The organism is Mesorhizobium sp. ORM8.1 (assembly GCF_053005525.2).
This window is the reverse complement of sequence record NZ_CM132600.1, coordinates 6,861,080-6,878,283: the sequence shown is the minus strand read 5'-3', so window position 1 is coordinate 6,878,283 and position 17,204 is coordinate 6,861,080. Positions and strand designations below refer to the sequence as shown.

The following is a 17,204-nucleotide window of genomic DNA, read 5'->3' as shown; positions in this document are numbered from 1 at the left end:
TTCGAGCGGTTACACCCGGACGCCTAATGCAAAGCGTCGCCGCGCCCTCCGACACTCGCGCGCATGACCCGGTCTGAGATCATGGCGACGATCGCAATCGACAGGCCGGCCACCAACCCCTGACCTGCATCTGCCTTGCTCAATGCGATATAGACCTGCTGACCGAGATCTTTCGTCCCGACCATCGCCGCTACGGGCAACATCGACAAAGCTGCCATGATGGTTTGATTGATGCCAAGCACGATCTCCGGCTTGGCGACTGGAAATTCGACATGGATTAGGCGCTGCCAGGCGGTACAGCCAATCTGGCGTGACGTCTCGACAAGTTCGGCTGGAATTCTTCTTATCCCTTGCTCGACGTAACGAATTGGCGGGACGATTGCATACATCGCGATCGCTATCAGTCCCGTCAGTTCTCCGACCTGGAAGAACATCAACGCAGGGATGAGAAAGATAAACTGTGGCATGGTCTGAAGGGTGTCGCAGCACGGTCGCAGGATTGCTGAGAATCGGTCGCTCTTTGCGGCCATAATTCCGAGCAGCCCGCCAGAAAAAGTGCAAATCAGCACGGCTAGAAGGCAAAGATATAGAGATTGGCCGAGAGGTTCGTAGAGGCCTGCGGTTACGATGAAGAACGCGCCGATCGTGACTGGCATCGCCAGCCTCCCACCGCCCACCGACCAGGCCAGTGCAGCCACAACCGCTATGAATGCCGGCCAGGGAAATCCGTTGAAGCCGACGAGCAGTATTGCGGCTGCTAGCAGCACTACCGTACCAACTCCCCACCGACCTTTGACCGCCAGCCAAGCGGACAGCGCGAGCGCCGTGCCGACGTAGAGGGCATTGAGCGAGGGCGTCCAAGCGAAGCCCCAGGTGAAGGGTGTCACCGCATTGGCCAGGCCAATCCGAAGTGGCAGCATGAAATGATAAAGGATGAAGGCCTTGAAACTGGCGAGTGGCACGGAAAAAGCACGGACCAGCTCGATCACGAAATTGTTCAAGGCCTTCGGATCGATCATGCCTTGCAGGGCGTCAATTCGTTCCATGCTTGCCGGAGCAAGATGCAACAGCACGCCAAGAAGAAGGGGAACTGCAAGAAGAGCTGCTCCTCGGATCACGTCTCGTCGCGTAGCCTGCGCTGAGTCGTAACGCGGCTGTGCGAATCCACGGGTGATGCGATCAACCACCATCGCCAGGACCGCGATCACCATGCCGGATAGCAGGCTCTGACCGAAATCCGCTTTGCGCATTGCATTGAGTACTTCCCAACCGACATCATTGAAGCCGCCGATGATCGCAGCCATGATTACCATACTGAAGCTCGCCATCGTCGTTTGGTTCACGCCAATTAGGATTTGTTGGCGGGCAGTCGGCAACACGACATGCCAGAAACGTTGTCGACGCGTGCAACCAGCCATGCCGCCGACTTCCAGCAGTGAAACCGGCACACGGGCAAGGCCGAGCATGGTGCAATGGACCATCGGCGGGATCGCATAAGCCACACAGGCCACTAGTCCGGCGATCGGCCCGAAACCGAATAGCAGCAGGAGGGGAATGAGAAAGGCAAAGGCGGGCACGGTCTGCAATAGATCGAGCGCCGCCAGCGTCACACTTCGCACTCGGCGTGACGTGTGAGCGGCGACGCCGAGCATGAAACCTATGGCGACAGCAAGCGGCACAGCAAGGGCGACCATGGACAAAGTGTTCATCCCCTGTTGCCAGTACGCGGCAAGGACGATGTAACTGAGTGCCGCCGATGTAAAAAGCGCTAGTCTCCAGCTTTGCGCGTGCCAACCAAGCAATGCGAAAAAGATGATTGTTGCAGGCCAAGGCATCCAGCGGAGCACAAAGCTACATGCTTCGAGCACACTACCCAGCACTGATGATATCAATGAGCAGAACGGGGTCAGCAGCGGCTCGAGCCAGTCAAAGATGTTGCTGATGGCAGGCGCCGCCGGAAGGATCCAAGCTTTGGGGTAAGTCAGAAGCCACGGCCAAGCTGTCCGCTGGGCAAGGCAAAGCGCTACGAAGACCAGAATGCAGAACCAGATGGTCTGCCGCCGAAGCCGCAGGGGTGGAACGTCGACCCGCACAAGCACAGCTCCTAGATTGCTCACCGTGCCACCCTTCGCGACGCATCATTAGCCAACACTTTCGCGATAATCTCAGAGGTCAGCCACCCCACCGGGCCTTCCCCTTCGCGGGTGATGACAAATGTCTGTTTGCCAGCAAGGCTGTATGGCAACAGCACTTCGATCGGTGTGGCTGCATCGATTTCATGACCCTGACTTGCGTCCCAGCTGCTGGGGAGCTTGGCCATTACTGAGCCTGCGGTCACAACCCTCGCCAGTGATACCTCTTCGGTGAAGCTCGCCACGTAGCTGTCTGAAGGATTCATCAGGATATCGGCTGGCGTGCCGATCTGGATAATCCGTCCCTCACGCATGATCGCGATCCGATCCGCCAGGCGGAACGCCTCCTGGATGTCATGGGTGATGAAGACAATGGTTTTCTTCAGCAGTTGCTGCAGTCGCAAGAACTCGTCCTGCATCTGCCGTCGGATCAGTGGATCGAGGGCTGAAAACGGTTCGTCAAGGAACCACAATTCGGGTCCGACAGCGAGCGATCGAGCGATACCGACGCGCTGTTGCTGGCCGCCGGAAAGCTCGTGAGGCATACTGCTTTCTCGGCCACGCAGCCCCACAAGTTCGATCATATCGCGAGCCTTGGTAGTCCGATCTGCCGGCGGCATGCCCTGCATGCGCAAGGGAAACGCGACATTGTCGAGTACATTAAGGTGCGGCAATAATCCGAAATTCTGGAACACCATACCCATGACCTTGCGCCGCACCTCGACCATCCGGCGCTCGCTAGCTGCCAATAGGTTCTCGCCACCAAGCCAAACCTCGCCGCCCGTCGGCTCGACAAGACGCGATAGGCATCGCACCAACGTCGATTTGCCGGAGCCCGAGAGTCCCATGACGACAAAAATCTCGCCTTCCCGGACGTCAAAGCTGACGTCTGCCAACGCAAGATAGTGTCCGGTCTCTTCCAGCCTGCGCTTCAACGCAGCCGCTGACTCGTTGGCTAGAAGCGACAGGGACAGTGCATTCTCAGGCCGCGCTCCATAGATTTTCCAAATATTGCGGCATCTGAGCTTGGCGGCGGGCTCACCGGCCATCCCGAAACCAGCCCCTTCGACAGGGATAATCATGAATCAACTTTCTCTTCGGAGATGCTGGAAAGGGATGGCCGTTGGTCGCGGACGAGTGCCCGCGACCCTGTTGCGCGCGATCAACCCTGCGCTGCCTTCAGCCAATTCTGCCAATCGCTCTGGTGCTGATCCAGCCACTCATCGACGGCGCCGTCCAGGTTCTTGCCTTGTTTGTCAACGGCGTAGATAAGCTTCTGTTGGTCATCGGCATGCACTTGAAGTGATTTCATCAGAGCATAGCCAGCAGGCCATTTTTGCGCGAAGCCCGACCATACGACCTTGATCACCGGCGGCGCAACGATGCACGCCGTTAGGTCGGTTTTATCGCAAGGTGGCATGTTCAGCCACTCGACAGGCACTTCAGCAAGGACCCAGTGAGGCGCCCAGAAGCGCATCAGCAAAGGTTTATGGGCTGCGGCGGCAGCCTGGAGTTCGGCAATCAGAGAACCTTCAGATCCGGCGGGAACGGTCGTGAAGGGAATATCGGCATTCTTAAGCTCTGGCCCGCTAGCCGAACCCCAATCTGCCGGATAATCAAGCAATCGCCCATTCGGGAAGGTTTCCGGTGTCGCCAGAGCTTGAACACACGAAGGATTCTTTAGAGCCGTCCAATCAGGCAGTCCTGGACAAACGGCTTTGGTGTCAGCCGTGTAGATCCAGCCATCGCGGGTCTGCAGCCCGAGTTCTCCAATTTGCTCGAGCTTCTTTTCGGCCAGCGCCTTTGGGTAGACGTCACCGAGATTGCTCGGCCAAACCTCTGGTGAAACAGACAAAGCCCCGCTGGCGATGCCAGTGAATTGTGGCAGAGTGCCTGCCGTAATGTATTCCACCTTGTAACCGAGCTTTTCCAACAGTTTGCCGGCGATGTGTGCGGTCAGGTTCTGCCCGGTCCATTCGTTGATTGCGATCTTGATCGATGTATCCGTATCCCCTAGCGGCTGCGCCATCGCGCTCGCCGCAAGACCCAATGTAACCGGGATGGCCCAGAGGGCGACTTTGATATAGGTAAGCATGAACTGCATCTCCCATTTTTGTCGTCGTTAGTTGGATCTATGCGCTTCACCCCTGCGCGAGGGGGCGCGATGCCGAGCCTATCCGCTCGTTGGAGAACCATTTCGAGGACTGTCGACCACGAGCGTCATGAAAGGCTCTCATTAGCTTATCGATGCCGGAAGCCTATTCAGACGCCCCGATGCCAACAATGGTGCTAACAGTCACCATTAGGCGGCTCACAAGGATCGAGGCGTCCGGCCGCATACCTCATCAGAGGGGATGATGATCGCGGCATGCAGCGGTAGGCGTGCAACGCGAGAAGTTCCCTGCCTGCGATCTCATCGCGGACTTGCAGTCCAACTACCTCGACGAGTGCTAAACGGCCTCTTGCCGGACGCGATTTGTCCGAATCAGGTGATCTTCCCAATTTACGTCTGGAATGCGATGGCCCAGATAATCGGCCATCTGAACCAGCGCTTCCGGAGCGCTAACGTCACCTGAGCGCAATCCCAGCCTCAGCCACAGGCCATCAATAAGCGTGGAGATCCCAAGGGCGATGGTCCCGCACTGCTCCGGCGGAACGAGTTTGGCAAGTGCGGTGATTAGGTTTGAGCGCATGCGGGCATGAACGACACGTTGAATACGGGCAAGCTGCGGCTCTCGTGAAACCTCGGAACAAAGGGCGAGCCAGGCATGACATATCCCTGGCGTGAAGAACTCAATGCTGAAATTGCCCTCGATGATTGCCCACAGACGCTGATCAGGACTGCGCGCCAGGCGCATCCTTCTGATGACCTCATCGCGCAGCAACGTGTTGGAGTGACGCATCGCGTGCTCGAACAGTTCCTGTTTGGTCTTGAAATAGTGGTGGACGATGCCTTTGGACGCACCCGCCTTCTGTGCAACTTTTTCAACGGTTGCCCCGCCCATACCCTCCGCTTGAAGGACCTCAAAGGCAGCGTGGCACAGCTCTCGGCGTCGAATATCGCTTATTCTCGTAAGGCTCATGTGACGATGTTGACATATCTGGCCAAAGAGATCAACAATTGGCCCAGTGACCAATTTATGAGCTGAACAGCCAGGGAGGGTCAAATGAACGTTCTTTCTCCAGTGAGCGCCGATCCTCGAGACCGCGTGTGGTCAGGCAGCGCATTCGAAATGTCAGGCGTTGGGGCCAGCAGCGAAATCTGGGACGCGATCGTTGCTGCCGGTGCCAGCATAGGTGACGAGGTATTTTACGATCGACTTCTCGACGTGCTGGGTGCGCTGGTTGAAGGCGATCTTCTCTCTTTGGTGCGCTATTCGAGCTTCGGCGCTCCCGACCTCATCATCCCGCGCGAAATAAGCGCCGAGGTCGCTGCCCCCTACAATTCCGGTCTGTATGCCTTTGATCCCTTCCACCATTACTGGCAGGCCGTGGGCCGCCCCGCGGTAAAGTCACTTCGCGGACTGGCACCAGCCGATTTGTGGACATGCGGCTACGCCCTGGAGTTCCTGCGTGCCGCCTGTATCAGTGACGAAATCGCGGTGTTTCTGCCACCGATCGGCGGAGCCAGCCCCACCCTGATCCTGGATCGAGCGAGCGGTCGTTTCACGGCGGCCGAACTCGCACGTGTCGAGCGCGTGTTGCCACTCCTGACTGGTCTCCACAATGCGCATCTGAAGTCGATTGTGAGCCGCGGGCTAATCGCGCACGCTGCGGAAAAGCCACTGCGTTTGATCGATCGCAGCGGCAAAGAACTCGCCGCCAACATCGCCTGGAAGAAACTCGTCGCCGAAGCCGGCAGCGGCCTTTCCGAAGCTCTTGCTGCATTCGGCAGCACTGGCGTGACCCAAACGTCCCTGCCCGATGGCCGTCTTCTGATCAGATCTCCTCTGGCGGCCGATTTCGGCGCAGCCCCGGGAGGCCTGTGCGATCAGGTGGAAGTGCCAGCCCTGTCTGGTCCCGTTGCCCCCCCTGACAGCTGGCTTGAGCCACTCACCCATCGCGAGCGGCAAATCGTGTTGTTGACCCTCGAGGGCCATCCGATCGCCGGGATAGCCAAGCGCCTTGGCGTGAGGCCCGGTACCATAAAGAACCATCGGCTTCGCCTCTACCAGAAGCTCGACATCACCACCGAGCGGGAGCTTTTCCTCACCCACATGCGGTATCTCCGCGGGGCAGGAACGTGACTGCACGCACCCAAAATGTGGGCCGCGTTGCTCCTGCACAATAGGCTTGATGAGGCACTCGAAGGACGGCGGCCGATCACCCAACGCTTCTTCTCGCGGGACCTGTCCTTGAGCGCAATGGCTTATTGGTCCCGTTCCCGATCACATCACGGGCAACGCGTTCAGTCTCCCTACCCTGCCCTGGGTCGAATCCAGGCCGCCTAAAACTTGAGACTTGTTTCCGGCAGTCCAGGCCAGTCGATGGTGCGCATGAAAACCGCACCGCCCTGGTCCTTGGCTTCTGTTGCCGGCCCCCATCCTGACGTAACGTAGAGCGTTTTCAGTTCCGGGCCGCCGAAGCAAACGCTTGTCACATGCGACGCAGGCAAAGGAAGCGACAGTTTGAGTCTGCCGTCGTCACCAATGCATACCACTTTGCCGCCACCGTAGAGTGCGCACCAGACATTGCCCGCACTGTCTACGGTCAGACCGTCGGGCATACCGTCGTCTTTCGAGAAGTTGAAGAAGTCTCGCGGGCTCGAGAGCAAGCCGCCATGATCTAGGTCATAGCAAAGAATGCGCCGCCCGACCGTGTCACTGAAATACAGCTTACGATTGTCAGGTGAGAAAGCAGGCCCGTTGCAGATGACGTACCCTTCATCCGCGACTTCGGAACGACCGTCGGCCGTTACACGGTAAAAGACGCCGTTGGGCTCCGTCTCCGAAAGGTCATAAGTTCCCACCCAGTATCGGCCGGCGCGGTCAACCTTGCCGTCGTTGTAGACCAACCCCGTCTTCTCACTCTTGGGATCGGCGAAGAACCGCGTCAAGCCAGTTCCCGGATCGAAAAGATGCAAACCATGATCGACAGCGAGGAGGAGGCCCTGATCGGTAAACACGAGCGATCCGATCGTCTCGCCCAGAGCTATCTTCCATCTCTCGACAGCACCTTTGCCTTTTTTTTGGCGCTGCACGAAAGGGCCGTAAAAGTCGATCCAGTAGAGCGCCTCCTCAGCTGGATGCCACAATATGCTTTCGCCAAGACGATCGTAGGTTTGGGCACAGATTTGCCATTCGGAATCGCGCATGTGTGTTTCTCTGGTTCCGCAGTGTTGGTCCGCCGTCTCTGGTCCCCGCACGCCGGGCTCAAGCGGCCTTGCGAACGCTCATCACCCGGCCGAGTTGCGGAGGAACATCCAGGTGCTTATGCACGTCCCAGATGCCGGAAAGGGTCTCGAGAATATTCACACCCATCGCTACGACCTTGCCGATCTTTTGGTCGACATGGAGCTGCATGATCTCGTTTGTGGCCACAAGTTCCCTAGTCTCACCGTGCAGCATGCGATGGAACAGATGTAGGCGCTTCTCATCGAATCCGACGAGTTGTGTCTCGACTGCGAAAGTCTCCCCCACCTTCATTTCTTTGAAGTAATTCAGGTGGGTCTCGGCAGTAAAAAAGGTAAGACCTGCCGCTCGATATGTCTCGTCGTTCCCAATGTGGTGGAAAAAAGCATCGAGCCCGTCGCCAAAGGCAACCAGATAATAGGCATCCTGCATGTGATTATTGTAATCCACCCAGGAAATCGAGACGGAGCCCTTATGGAGAGCAAGAGGGGCTTTCGAGATCGCTCGATTAATTTCCATGATCGAATTTCCCGTTACAGGTATTCATGCTACGAGCCGGCAGACCGGCGCCGAGCTATCGGCACGTTTATCGGCCAGTTCTCGTCGGCCGATCGAGCCCTTAAAGATAAGGCCAACTATACTGACCCAATGTCGAAGGCGTCCTCGCGCGGGCGCAGACTTGAATTGCAGGTTGTGATGGCACGACGCTACCGCGTTGCAGACGTCATTATTGGCTCCAGAGGCAATAATCGATTTGATCGTGTCCCGGGGAGTGGTGTAGCTGACGGCATTGGTCGCCGTGCTCTCCGGCATGGGCCGGGCTGATCAGCGCGCCACGGCTGGCAAGCTGATCAGGGGATCATCGCTCATCTGGCTGATCGTTTCCAGAGTCATATATCTGGCCCGCTGCACTGCCCATTCATCGTTCTGTTCGAGCAGGATTGCGCCGACCAGACGCACGATCGCATCGTCGTTCGGGAAGATTCCGACGACCTCGGTGCGCCGCTTGATCTCGCCGTTGAGACGCTCGATCGGATTGGTCGAGTGCAGCTTGGCGCGGTGTTCTTTCGGGAAGGTCATGTAGGCCAGCACGTCGGGCTCGGCGTCGTCCATGATTGTCGCCAACTTCGGCACCTTCGGCCGGATCTGGTCGGCGACGGCGCGCCATTGCACGCTTGCGGCCTCGGGCGTTTCCTGGGCGAAGGCGGTGGCGATGAAAGCGGAGACGACCCTGCGGCCGCTCTTGCCGGCATGGGCCAGCACGTTCCTCATGAAGTGGACGCGGCAGCGCTGCCATGTCGCGCACAGCACCTTGGTGACGGCCGCCTTGATGCCTTCATGGGCATCGGAGACGACGAGCTTGACGCCGCGCAGGCCGCGGCGGGTCAGCTTGCGCAGGAACTCCGTCCAGATCGGCTCGGCCTCCGAGGTGCCAATCTCCATGCCCAGCACCTCGCGCCGGCCGTCCGCGTTGACGCCGACGGCAATGATGACGGCGACCGAGACGATGCGGCCGCCGCGGCGCACCTTCAGGTAGGTGGCGTCGATCCACAGATAGGGCCAGTCGCCCTCGATGGGTCTTTCAAGGAACGCTTTGACCTTGCCGTCGATCTCCTCGCACAGCCGCGAGACCTGGCTCTTCGAAATGCCGCTCATCCCCATGGCCTTGACCAGGTCGTCAACCGAGCGGGTCGAGATACCCTGGACGTAGGCCTCCTGGATGACGGCGGTCAGCGCCTTCTCGGCCATGCGGCGCGGTTCGAGGAAACCGGGGAAATAGCTGCCCTTCCTGAGCTTCGGGATGCGCAGCTCGACGGTGCCGGCGCGCGTCTCCCAGTCGCGCTCGCGATAGCCGTTGCGCTGGGCCGTGCGCAACGGGTTCTTCTCGCCATAGGCGGCGCCGGTGGCGGCCCCAACCTCCATTTCCATCAGCCGCTCGGCGGCAAAGCCGATCATCTCGCGCAGGAGATCGGCATCCGGGGTCTTCTCCACGAGCGTGCGCAGGTTCATCATGTCGTCGGTCATCGGTGGTCCTTCCGAATTGGGTTGGCGTCAACAACCAAACCCTACCGGAAAGCGCCGATGACCACCGCAAGCCGCTCGCTCGCTACAGCGCGACTAACGGCGCACTCGCGAGCGGCTTCACTACCGCCGAGCTACACCACCTGTGGGGACACGACCATCGATTTCGAAAACCTACCAGCGCCCAAGGCACAAACAATGGTGCCGAAGGTCATCATTGCGGCAGGAGCAGCGAGCCCTTGAGGTTTCGATATCCAACGCAAGCGTAAAACAAGGGCGGCACGATTGGTTTGCCGCGTCGGTGTCAGTGATTTGCGACTTCAAGATCATTGTGGAGCGCCAAAGCCTCAGGATTGGCTAGTGCCTCCTAGTCGACCCTGGAGCCTAGCAGTCGGCTCGTTCATAGGCGCACCGCGATTGAACCGCTTCCGCTCGAAAACAAGCGTCACGAGCGACTTTGCCAGATTCATTTCTGATCCTGTAAGAGCGAGGACGACTGTCTCGACGACATCCCAACGGCGCTGAAGAAGCAGTCACAATGCTGGCAGCGGGCAAGGATGGTGACCGCTGGCACCATTGTTAGCGCCGGGGCGCCTGAATACGCTTTGGGTATCGACAATCCCCACCGGAGACCCTCATGAACACCAACCAACTGCCCCGGGAAGGGGATACGACAGCGTCTTCAGCCAAACTGCGGATGCCGCCCCTTCTTGATGGCCGGCGGGCGGTTGTCACCGGCGCTGCGCGCGGTATCGGCAAAGCAATAGCCGACGCCTTCGCTGACGCTGGAGCGACGGTGGTTCGTCTCGACATAAACGCTTCAGACTCTGTGCGCGGCTGCGATATTGCGGACGAAGAGTCTGTGGTGCGTACTTTCCTGGATCTGGCAGCCGAAGGACCCATCGATGACGTGGTCCATGCAGCTGCCATTGGCGCTGTCGCTCCACTGGCCGAGATGTCGGCTGCTCAGTTCCGGCGTGTGCTTGACGTGAACCTGACTGGAACATTCCTGGTCGCGCGTGAGGCGACACGGCATCTGGGTCGTGGGGGAAATCTGGTCATGATCGCTTCGCAATACGGTCTGAAAGGATGGCCGCTGTGGGGTGCCTATTGTGCCTCCAAAGCTGGCGTATTGAGGCTGGCCGACAGCCTTGTGGGAGAATGCGCACCGAAGGGCATACGCGTGAATACGATTTCTCCCGGCAGCGTCGACACGGAGATGGTCTCAAGCACCACAGCCAATGTTTCTCAGCAATCCGGTGTAGATGCCGCGGCGATTCGAGCACAATATGAAGCGGCCATCCCAATGGGCCGCTTCGCGCGGCCGGACGAGATCGCCTCTGTCGCTGTAGCGCTGTGCTCGGGTCTCTGCTCCTATGTCAATGGATCGAACATCGTCGTCGATGGCGGAGAGCTTTCGCGATGACGGGATGCGTCAAATGCGTGCGCTAGCACGGTGACGCTGTTGGTAGCCAAGACGCCATTCCCGAATCCGATGCCACACAGCCTAAAGGCAATCCAACGGCCCAGATGTGCGGTTGAGTAGGTCCCTTGATACCATCCCATCTGTGGCGGCGAGATTATAACTCGCTGCCGAAGGGAGCGGCTTTATCTGGAAAGCCTGCCGCTCGAGCGCTGACCTCCTGCCCTTTCCCGATAGTTTTCGTGGCCGCTGCCCTACCCCGTACGGCAGAGCAGCGGCCAAGGGAGACGAACTAAGACCTGTTCAGACGCACCACCCCGAAAGTAGCCTCCGAGTCTTACTCTCACAGCCCCAGACGGGGCGGCGAAATCAGTTCCCGTAACCGATCATGGCCTTGGTCTCCAGGAACTCAGCAATGCCGTGTTCGCCGTACTCGCGGCCGTTACCGGACTGCTTGTAACCTCCGAAGGGAGCGTGGGTATCCCAATCGGGATAGTTGATCTGAACCGTGCCCGCTCGAAGCCTACGAGCCACGCGCCGTGCACGGCCCAGGTCTCCGGACTGCACATATGCCGCAAGACCGTATATACTATCATTCGCGATCCGAACGGCCTGGTCCTCGTCGTCGTAGGAGAGCACGGAAAGGACGGGACCGAAGATCTCTTCGCGAGCGATCCGCATTTCGGGCATCACGTTCCCGAACACTGTCGGCCGTACGTAGTAGCCGCGGTTCAGGTTGTCAGGCCGCCCGATTCCGCCAGCGACGAGCGTCGCTCCCTCGTCAATGCCGGCCTGGATCATGGCCTGAATCTTGTCGAACTGAAGTTGGCTCGCAACGGGGCCCAAGACAGTGTCAGGCGAGAGTGGGTTTCCCACTTTGTGCTCTTCAGCGGCCGCACGCGCAATCTCAAGGGCGCGGTCGTGATGAACTCGCGGAACAAGCATGCGCGTCGGCGCATCGCACGACTGTCCGCTGTTTCCAAAGCAGGCCGACACTCCCCCTCGAACCGCCGTCTCAAGGTCAGCGTCTGGCAAGATGATATTTGGTGATTTGCCGCCAAGTTCGACGCTAACTCGCTTCACTGTGTCCGCGGCAGCCTTGGTCACAAGGATGCCGGCTCGAGTGGACCCGGTGAACGAAACCATGTCGATATCTGGATGTGACGATATTGCAGTGCCAACCTCGTCGCCTGTACCGTTGACCAGGTTGAACACGCCAGCCGGAACGCCCGCTGCGTCCAGGACTTCCGCCAGAATGATTGCGCTTATTGGTGCGATTTCGCTGGGCTTGAGAACCATCGTGCAGCCGGCAGCCAGTGCTGGCGCGATCTTGCAGATCAGCTGGTTGAGTGGCCAGTTCCATGGCGTTATGAGCCCCACAACGCCAATAGGCTCGCGGATGACTCGCGTCCCGTTCCGGATGGTCTCGAAAAGCATGTTTTCAAGACCATCGATCGTCGCTTCGAGATGAATCCGGCCCGCAAAGACCTGGGCTTCGCGAGCAAAATTGATAGGCGCTCCGATCTCCTGGGTAACCGCCTTAACGAGATCATCGTAGCGGGTATTGTAAGACGCAAGCACTCGTCGGAGCAGTGCAATGCGGTAGTCGGTAGACGCGAGTGAGAACTGATCGAAGGCGTTGCGCGCTGCTATAACTGCCTTGTCAACATCCGCTTTCGATCCGAGCGCAATGCGGGTGTATGCCTCCTCCGTTGAAGGATCGATGACATCGAGAACTTTCAATCCGACCGGGTCGACCCACCTACCGTCTATATAGAACTGCTGATGATGCATTTGCTTCTCCAATCCGTTCGTCGTTCTGGTTTGCCGCCGCGGGTCGAGGGCGGGTCGACAGATGGCTATTCACGGTGCCTCATCGAAAACAGCCGTTTCGTTGATCCGTTTTCCCAACCAGGCAGCCGTTAATCGGGACCAAGCCACCCGAGGACTTTAGCGACTGGTCAAACCCGCACCGCACAGCCCAAGCCGACGCTCAAGGAGAGTGTTCCGCATCAGGCGTATGATGCTCAACTTTCATCTGTAGGCTCCGCATAAACATAATGGCGATCATACCATCCCCGAATTATGCGATCGGCGACCATGGCGACCAACGCGATTGCCAAACCAGACGTCAGACCGAGGCCGGCGCTGGCATTGCCTAGCGCGATGTAGACCTGTTGACCGAGATCCTTTGTGCCGACAAGTGCCGCGACCACCACCATGGACAAGGCGGCCATGATGGTCTGATTGAGGCCGAGCATCACGTTCGGCATGGCAAGGGGCAGCTTGACCTGGAACAGCAGTTGCGCAGGCGTGCAGCCACATTGTCGTGCTGCCTCGACGCAATCGACTCGCACGTTTCGAATGCCATGCTCGGTGTAACGGATCGGTGGCACGATCGCGTAGAGCATGATTGCGATCAGTGCAGTGAGTTCCCCCACCTTGAAGAACATTAAGACCGGAATGAGGAAGACGAACTGAGGTATCGTCTGCAGTGCATCCTGTACGGGCCGCAGCACTCGTGAAACCGTGTCGCTGTGTGCCGCCCAAATGCCGAGAGCCCCACCGATAGCCAAACACAACAGTACCGCCAGGCCACAGAGATAGGCCGACTGCATGAAGGGCTCCCACAGGCCCGTCAAAAGGATGAAGATGCAGCTTGATAGCGAGAACAGCGCAACTGAGCGACCGGCGCATCGCCAGGCCAGAGTGACAATTAGCGCGATCGTGGCGGGCCAAGGGAAGGTTGAAAACCCGAAGAAAAAATAGAGCGCTGCGATGACTACGGCAAACGCCGGACGCCAGCTAAAGCGCAGAGCGAGGCTCCAGGCTATGGCAGCTATCGATCCCAGGTAAACGGCGATCACCGTTGGAGTTAAGTCAATGCCCCAGGTAAACGGCGTTACGGCACGGATCATGCCGATCCGAAGCGGCAGTATAGCGTAATAGAGAACCCCGTTCTTGAAAGCCTCGATCGGGCCGTCAAAGTGAGCAACGAGGCCCAGAACCCAATGATTGATGGCATCGGCGTCGATAAGGCCTCGCTCAGAGGCAAAGGGGAGTGTAACCGCGATTCCGCTCAGTCGGATGAGCCAAGCACCGATCAGTGCCATGGCGATTATGCTCCACATACGCCGGCTGGTAAGCCAGGCCGGATGCTGCGTGGCATCGCCGTGCCCGGCCAGGCCAAGCGTGATCCGGTCCATGACCATGGCGAGAAGCGCAATCGCACCGCCGGCGAGCAAGCTCTGGCCGAATGCCGCCGCGCGCATCGAAGAAAGGACTTCCCAGCCGATATCAGCGAAGCCGCCGATTATCGAGGCGATGATCATGATACTAAACGCGGCCATCGTCGTCTGGTTGATCCCAACCAGGAGCTGAGGTGCCGCCGTCGGCACATCCACCAGCCAGAAGCGCTGCCGTGGCGTGCAGCCGCTCATCACGCCTGCCTCGGCAATGTCGCTCGGGACACGCTCAAGGCCCAGTATCGTATTCTTCACCATGAAAGGGATGGCATAGACGGAGCTGGCAATCAGCCCGACCACCGGGCCGAATCCAAACAGCAGCAGCAACGGGATGAGATAGGCGAAGGCCGGCATAGTCTGCATCACGTCGAGCGCGACGTTGATGGTCGCTCGCGCCTGCCTTACCTGAAAGGCGAGGACGCCAATAGCGAACCCTGCGAAGACGGAGATTGGAATGGCCAACAGGACGAGAGCCATGGTGTTCATGCTCTGGGGCCAGTATTTGGTCACCAGGAGGTAGCCGAGAGTGAAGATCGAAAAAGCAGCTAGGCGATAGCCGCCGGCACGCAGTGCGATAATCCCGACCACGATCATTGTTATCGGCCAGGGAAGCCATTGCAGGCCAGTTTGCACACCCACCATCGGCCATGTGAGCAGCCAGGAGATGCTGCGAAATAGCGGCCGAACCAGGTCTGTGATGGCGGCACTCCAAGCGTCCACCCATTGTGCTATAGGCGCGACCCAATCGGAAGGATACGCGGCGAGCCAAGGCAGGACGCCACGCAGAGCTAGGCAAAGAACCGTAAAGAATACCACCGCCATCCAGACCGACAGGCCGGCATCCCAGTGCAACCGCCGAGGTGCGGCCGTGTTGAGCTCATTCAATGCCGCCGTTCCCTGTCTCGTTCAAGCATCTGCAGTACGGTTTGGCGATCGATTGCCCCCACGACGTTTCCTGCTGCATTGACCACGCGGAATCCGGTGATACCGGCAGCAACCTTGGCCACAAGCTCCTCCACGTACATCGTGTCCAGCACAGTCTCCACGCCCGGGCCGCAGTCGACGCTGTTCTGGGCTGCGATATCTGCGGCATGGACAGCGCGAAGCAGCGATATGTCTTCGACAAACTGCGCCACGTAGTCGTCGACCGGGCCGCGCAGGATATCGGTTGGCCGGCCGATCTGGATGATTTCGCCTTGGCGCATGATGGCGATCCGGTCCGCCAGGCGGAAGGCTTCCTGGATATCGTGGGTGATGAACACGATAGTTTTTCCGAGCTTCTTCTGAAGCCTGAGAAACTCATCCTGCATCTGTCGCCGGATCAGAGGATCGAGCGCCGAGAACGGTTCGTCCAGGAACCAGAGCCCAGGCCCGACTGCTAGCGAGCGCGCGATTCCCACGCGCTGCTGCTGGCCGCCGGAAAGCTGATGGGGAAAGGACCCTTCTCGACCTTCGAGGCCGACCAGCGCAATCATTTCCGTCGCCCTCACATAGCGCTCTTTGACGGTACATCCCTGGACGCGGAGCGGAAAGGCCACGTTGTCGAGGACGCTCAGATGAGGCAGCAGCCCGAAATGCTGGAACACCATCCCCATGCTGCTTCGGCGTAGTTCAATCAGCCGCTTCGGGCTGGCGGCGAGCAGGTCCTCGCCATCCAGAAGCACTTGGCCATGGCTGGACTCGATCAGACGCGAGAGACATCGCAGTAGTGTAGATTTTCCCGAGCCGGACAGGCCCATGACGACGAAAATCTCGCCGACATGGACATCGAAGCTGGCGTCAATCACCGCCGGGATTTGCCCGGCTCGTTTGAGGCGTTCGCCTACGGCGCCCGGGTCGGAAAAGAGCTCTCGGCTTCGGGCGAGGCGCTCGGCAGGAGCGCCGTATACCTTCCATAGGCTTCGGCAGGATAGCTTCACGGGCCGCTCCGGCTCCGCTTTTGTCATGACGCTTGCTTTCATCTCGTTATGATCGCCGTAGGGGCGTGTGGGGGACGCCGGCCCCCCGGCGCCACCTCCCTGATATCGAGGTGCCGCCGACGTCCGGCGGCCGAGCGATCCCGCATCAGTGCGTAGCCTTCTGTATCCAGGGCTGCCAGACGTCCTGATGTTGGTCGATCCAGGCGTTGACGACCGTGTCGATGTTCTGGCCCTTCCTGTCGATCGCCAAAATCATCTGCTGCTGGGTGTCCGCGTCTTCTTGGAACGCCTTCAGGAATTCATAGGCCGCTGGCCATTTGTCCTTGAAGCCCGACCATACCACTTTATGGACCTCGGGAGGATTGATGCAGTGATCGTTGTCCTGCGACTTGCAGGGCGGCATAGATACCCATCCCAGGTCGGCTTCCGCGAAGATGTAATGAGGCGCCCAGAACATCATGAGCAGAGGTTTCTTGGCCGCAACTGCGGATTCGAGCTCGGCGACCATCGCGCCCTCGGACCCGCCCGGCACGGTAGTCAGGGGCAGATTGTTGTCTTTGATGATCTGCCCGGATCGGGAGCCCCAGTCAGCTGGGTAGTCGAGCAGACGGCCGTTCGGGAAGGTTTCCGGGGATGTCAGCGCCTGGACGCAGTTTGGCTTGGTGAGCGCAGTCCAGTCCGGCAGGCCAGGGCAGACATCCGTCATGTACTTGGGATAGACCCAGCCCTCCTTTGTCTGGAGGCCGAGCTGGCCAATGTCCTCCACCTTCCCCTCATTCAGCACCTTCGGGAAGATGTCGCCCACATTGTTCATCCAGATCTCGAGCGTCACGTCGAGCGTACCGTCAGCGAGGCCCGTGAACTGCGGATAGCCACCCGCGGTCACATACTCGATCTTGTAGCCCATGCGTTGCAGAAGGGCCCCGGCGATATGTGTGGTCACGTGCTGGCCTGTCCATTCGGCCATCACCAGCTTGATAGGCTCGTCCTTGGCCCCTATGTCGGCGGCCCGAGCCGCCCCGGATCCCATTGCGAAGAGCATCGCCACGAGTGAGCCTGACGTGAACTTGAAAAAACTGGACTTGGACATCTCTTTTCTCCCTGTTGTAATT

The 17,204-nt window shown here is 59.0% G+C and carries 13 protein-coding genes; 2 read left to right on the top strand and 11 right to left on the bottom strand.

The window, feature by feature from the left end; genetic code table 11:
* Positions 1–23 precede the first annotated feature (23 nt).
* The 4 genes from ACVDG8_RS34285 to betI all read right to left on the bottom strand — a co-directional run bounded on the left by ACVDG8_RS34285 (position 24) and on the right by betI (position 5,215).
* Entirely contained in the window at positions 24–2,093 is a 2,070-nt protein-coding gene (locus tag ACVDG8_RS34285) for an ABC transporter permease (protein ID WP_447252429.1), read from the bottom strand.
* 20 nt (positions 2,094–2,113) lie between these two features.
* Entirely contained in the window at positions 2,114–3,214 is a 1,101-nt protein-coding gene (locus ACVDG8_RS34280; RefSeq protein WP_447252428.1) for a quaternary amine ABC transporter ATP-binding protein, read from the bottom strand.
* Between the two features lie 80 nt (positions 3,215–3,294).
* Positions 3,295–4,227, bottom strand: coding sequence for an ABC transporter substrate-binding protein (locus ACVDG8_RS34275; protein ID WP_447252427.1), 933 nt, complete (start codon positions 4,225–4,227; stop codon positions 3,295–3,297).
* A gap of 355 nt (positions 4,228–4,582) precedes the next feature.
* Entirely contained in the window at positions 4,583–5,215 is a 633-nt protein-coding gene (gene betI / locus ACVDG8_RS34270; protein WP_447252426.1) for a choline-binding transcriptional repressor BetI, read from the bottom strand.
* Positions 5,216–5,299: 84 nt separating this feature from the next.
* On the opposite strand from betI, the gene ACVDG8_RS34265 reads away from it, so the two are divergent.
* The gene (locus ACVDG8_RS34265) at positions 5,300–6,379 is read left to right on the top strand and encodes a helix-turn-helix transcriptional regulator (protein WP_455707419.1); all 1,080 of its coding nucleotides are present in this window, start codon (positions 5,300–5,302) and stop codon (positions 6,377–6,379) included.
* A gap of 200 nt (positions 6,380–6,579) precedes the next feature.
* Here the strand turns inward: ACVDG8_RS34265 and ACVDG8_RS34260 are convergent, their stop codons facing one another.
* The 3 genes from ACVDG8_RS34260 to ACVDG8_RS34250 form a co-directional block, all read right to left on the bottom strand.
* The gene (locus ACVDG8_RS34260; RefSeq protein WP_455707418.1) at positions 6,580–7,446 is read right to left on the bottom strand and encodes an SMP-30/gluconolactonase/LRE family protein; all 867 of its coding nucleotides are present in this window, start codon (positions 7,444–7,446) and stop codon (positions 6,580–6,582) included.
* Positions 7,447–7,504: 58 nt separating this feature from the next.
* Entirely contained in the window at positions 7,505–8,002 is a 498-nt protein-coding gene (locus tag ACVDG8_RS34255) for a thioesterase family protein (RefSeq protein WP_447252421.1), read from the bottom strand.
* 306 nt (positions 8,003–8,308) lie between these two features.
* Complete coding sequence (locus ACVDG8_RS34250) at positions 8,309–9,508, bottom strand: IS256 family transposase (protein WP_023780675.1); 1,200 nt, start codon at positions 9,506–9,508, stop codon at positions 8,309–8,311.
* A 634-nt stretch (positions 9,509–10,142) separates the two neighbouring features.
* On the opposite strand from ACVDG8_RS34250, the gene ACVDG8_RS34245 reads away from it, so the two are divergent.
* Entirely contained in the window at positions 10,143–10,931 is a 789-nt protein-coding gene (locus ACVDG8_RS34245; protein WP_447252420.1) for an SDR family NAD(P)-dependent oxidoreductase, read from the top strand.
* A 366-nt stretch (positions 10,932–11,297) separates the two neighbouring features.
* Here the strand turns inward: ACVDG8_RS34245 and ACVDG8_RS34240 are convergent, their stop codons facing one another.
* The 4 genes from ACVDG8_RS34240 to ACVDG8_RS34225 form a co-directional block, all read right to left on the bottom strand.
* Entirely contained in the window at positions 11,298–12,722 is a 1,425-nt protein-coding gene (locus ACVDG8_RS34240) for an aldehyde dehydrogenase family protein (protein WP_455707417.1), read from the bottom strand.
* Positions 12,723–12,955: 233 nt separating this feature from the next.
* Entirely contained in the window at positions 12,956–15,058 is a 2,103-nt protein-coding gene (locus ACVDG8_RS34235) for an ABC transporter permease (RefSeq protein ID WP_447252419.1), read from the bottom strand.
* Positions 15,055–16,134, bottom strand: coding sequence for a quaternary amine ABC transporter ATP-binding protein (locus tag ACVDG8_RS34230; protein WP_447252418.1), 1,080 nt, complete (start codon positions 16,132–16,134; stop codon positions 15,055–15,057). Before ACVDG8_RS34230 ends, ACVDG8_RS34235 begins: the two co-directional genes overlap by 4 nt.
* Before the next feature lie 103 nt (positions 16,135–16,237).
* Positions 16,238–17,182: an ABC transporter substrate-binding protein gene (locus ACVDG8_RS34225; RefSeq protein ID WP_447252417.1), complete on the bottom strand. Its 945-nt coding sequence runs from the start codon at positions 17,180–17,182 to the stop codon at positions 16,238–16,240.
* Positions 17,183–17,204 lie beyond the last annotated feature (22 nt).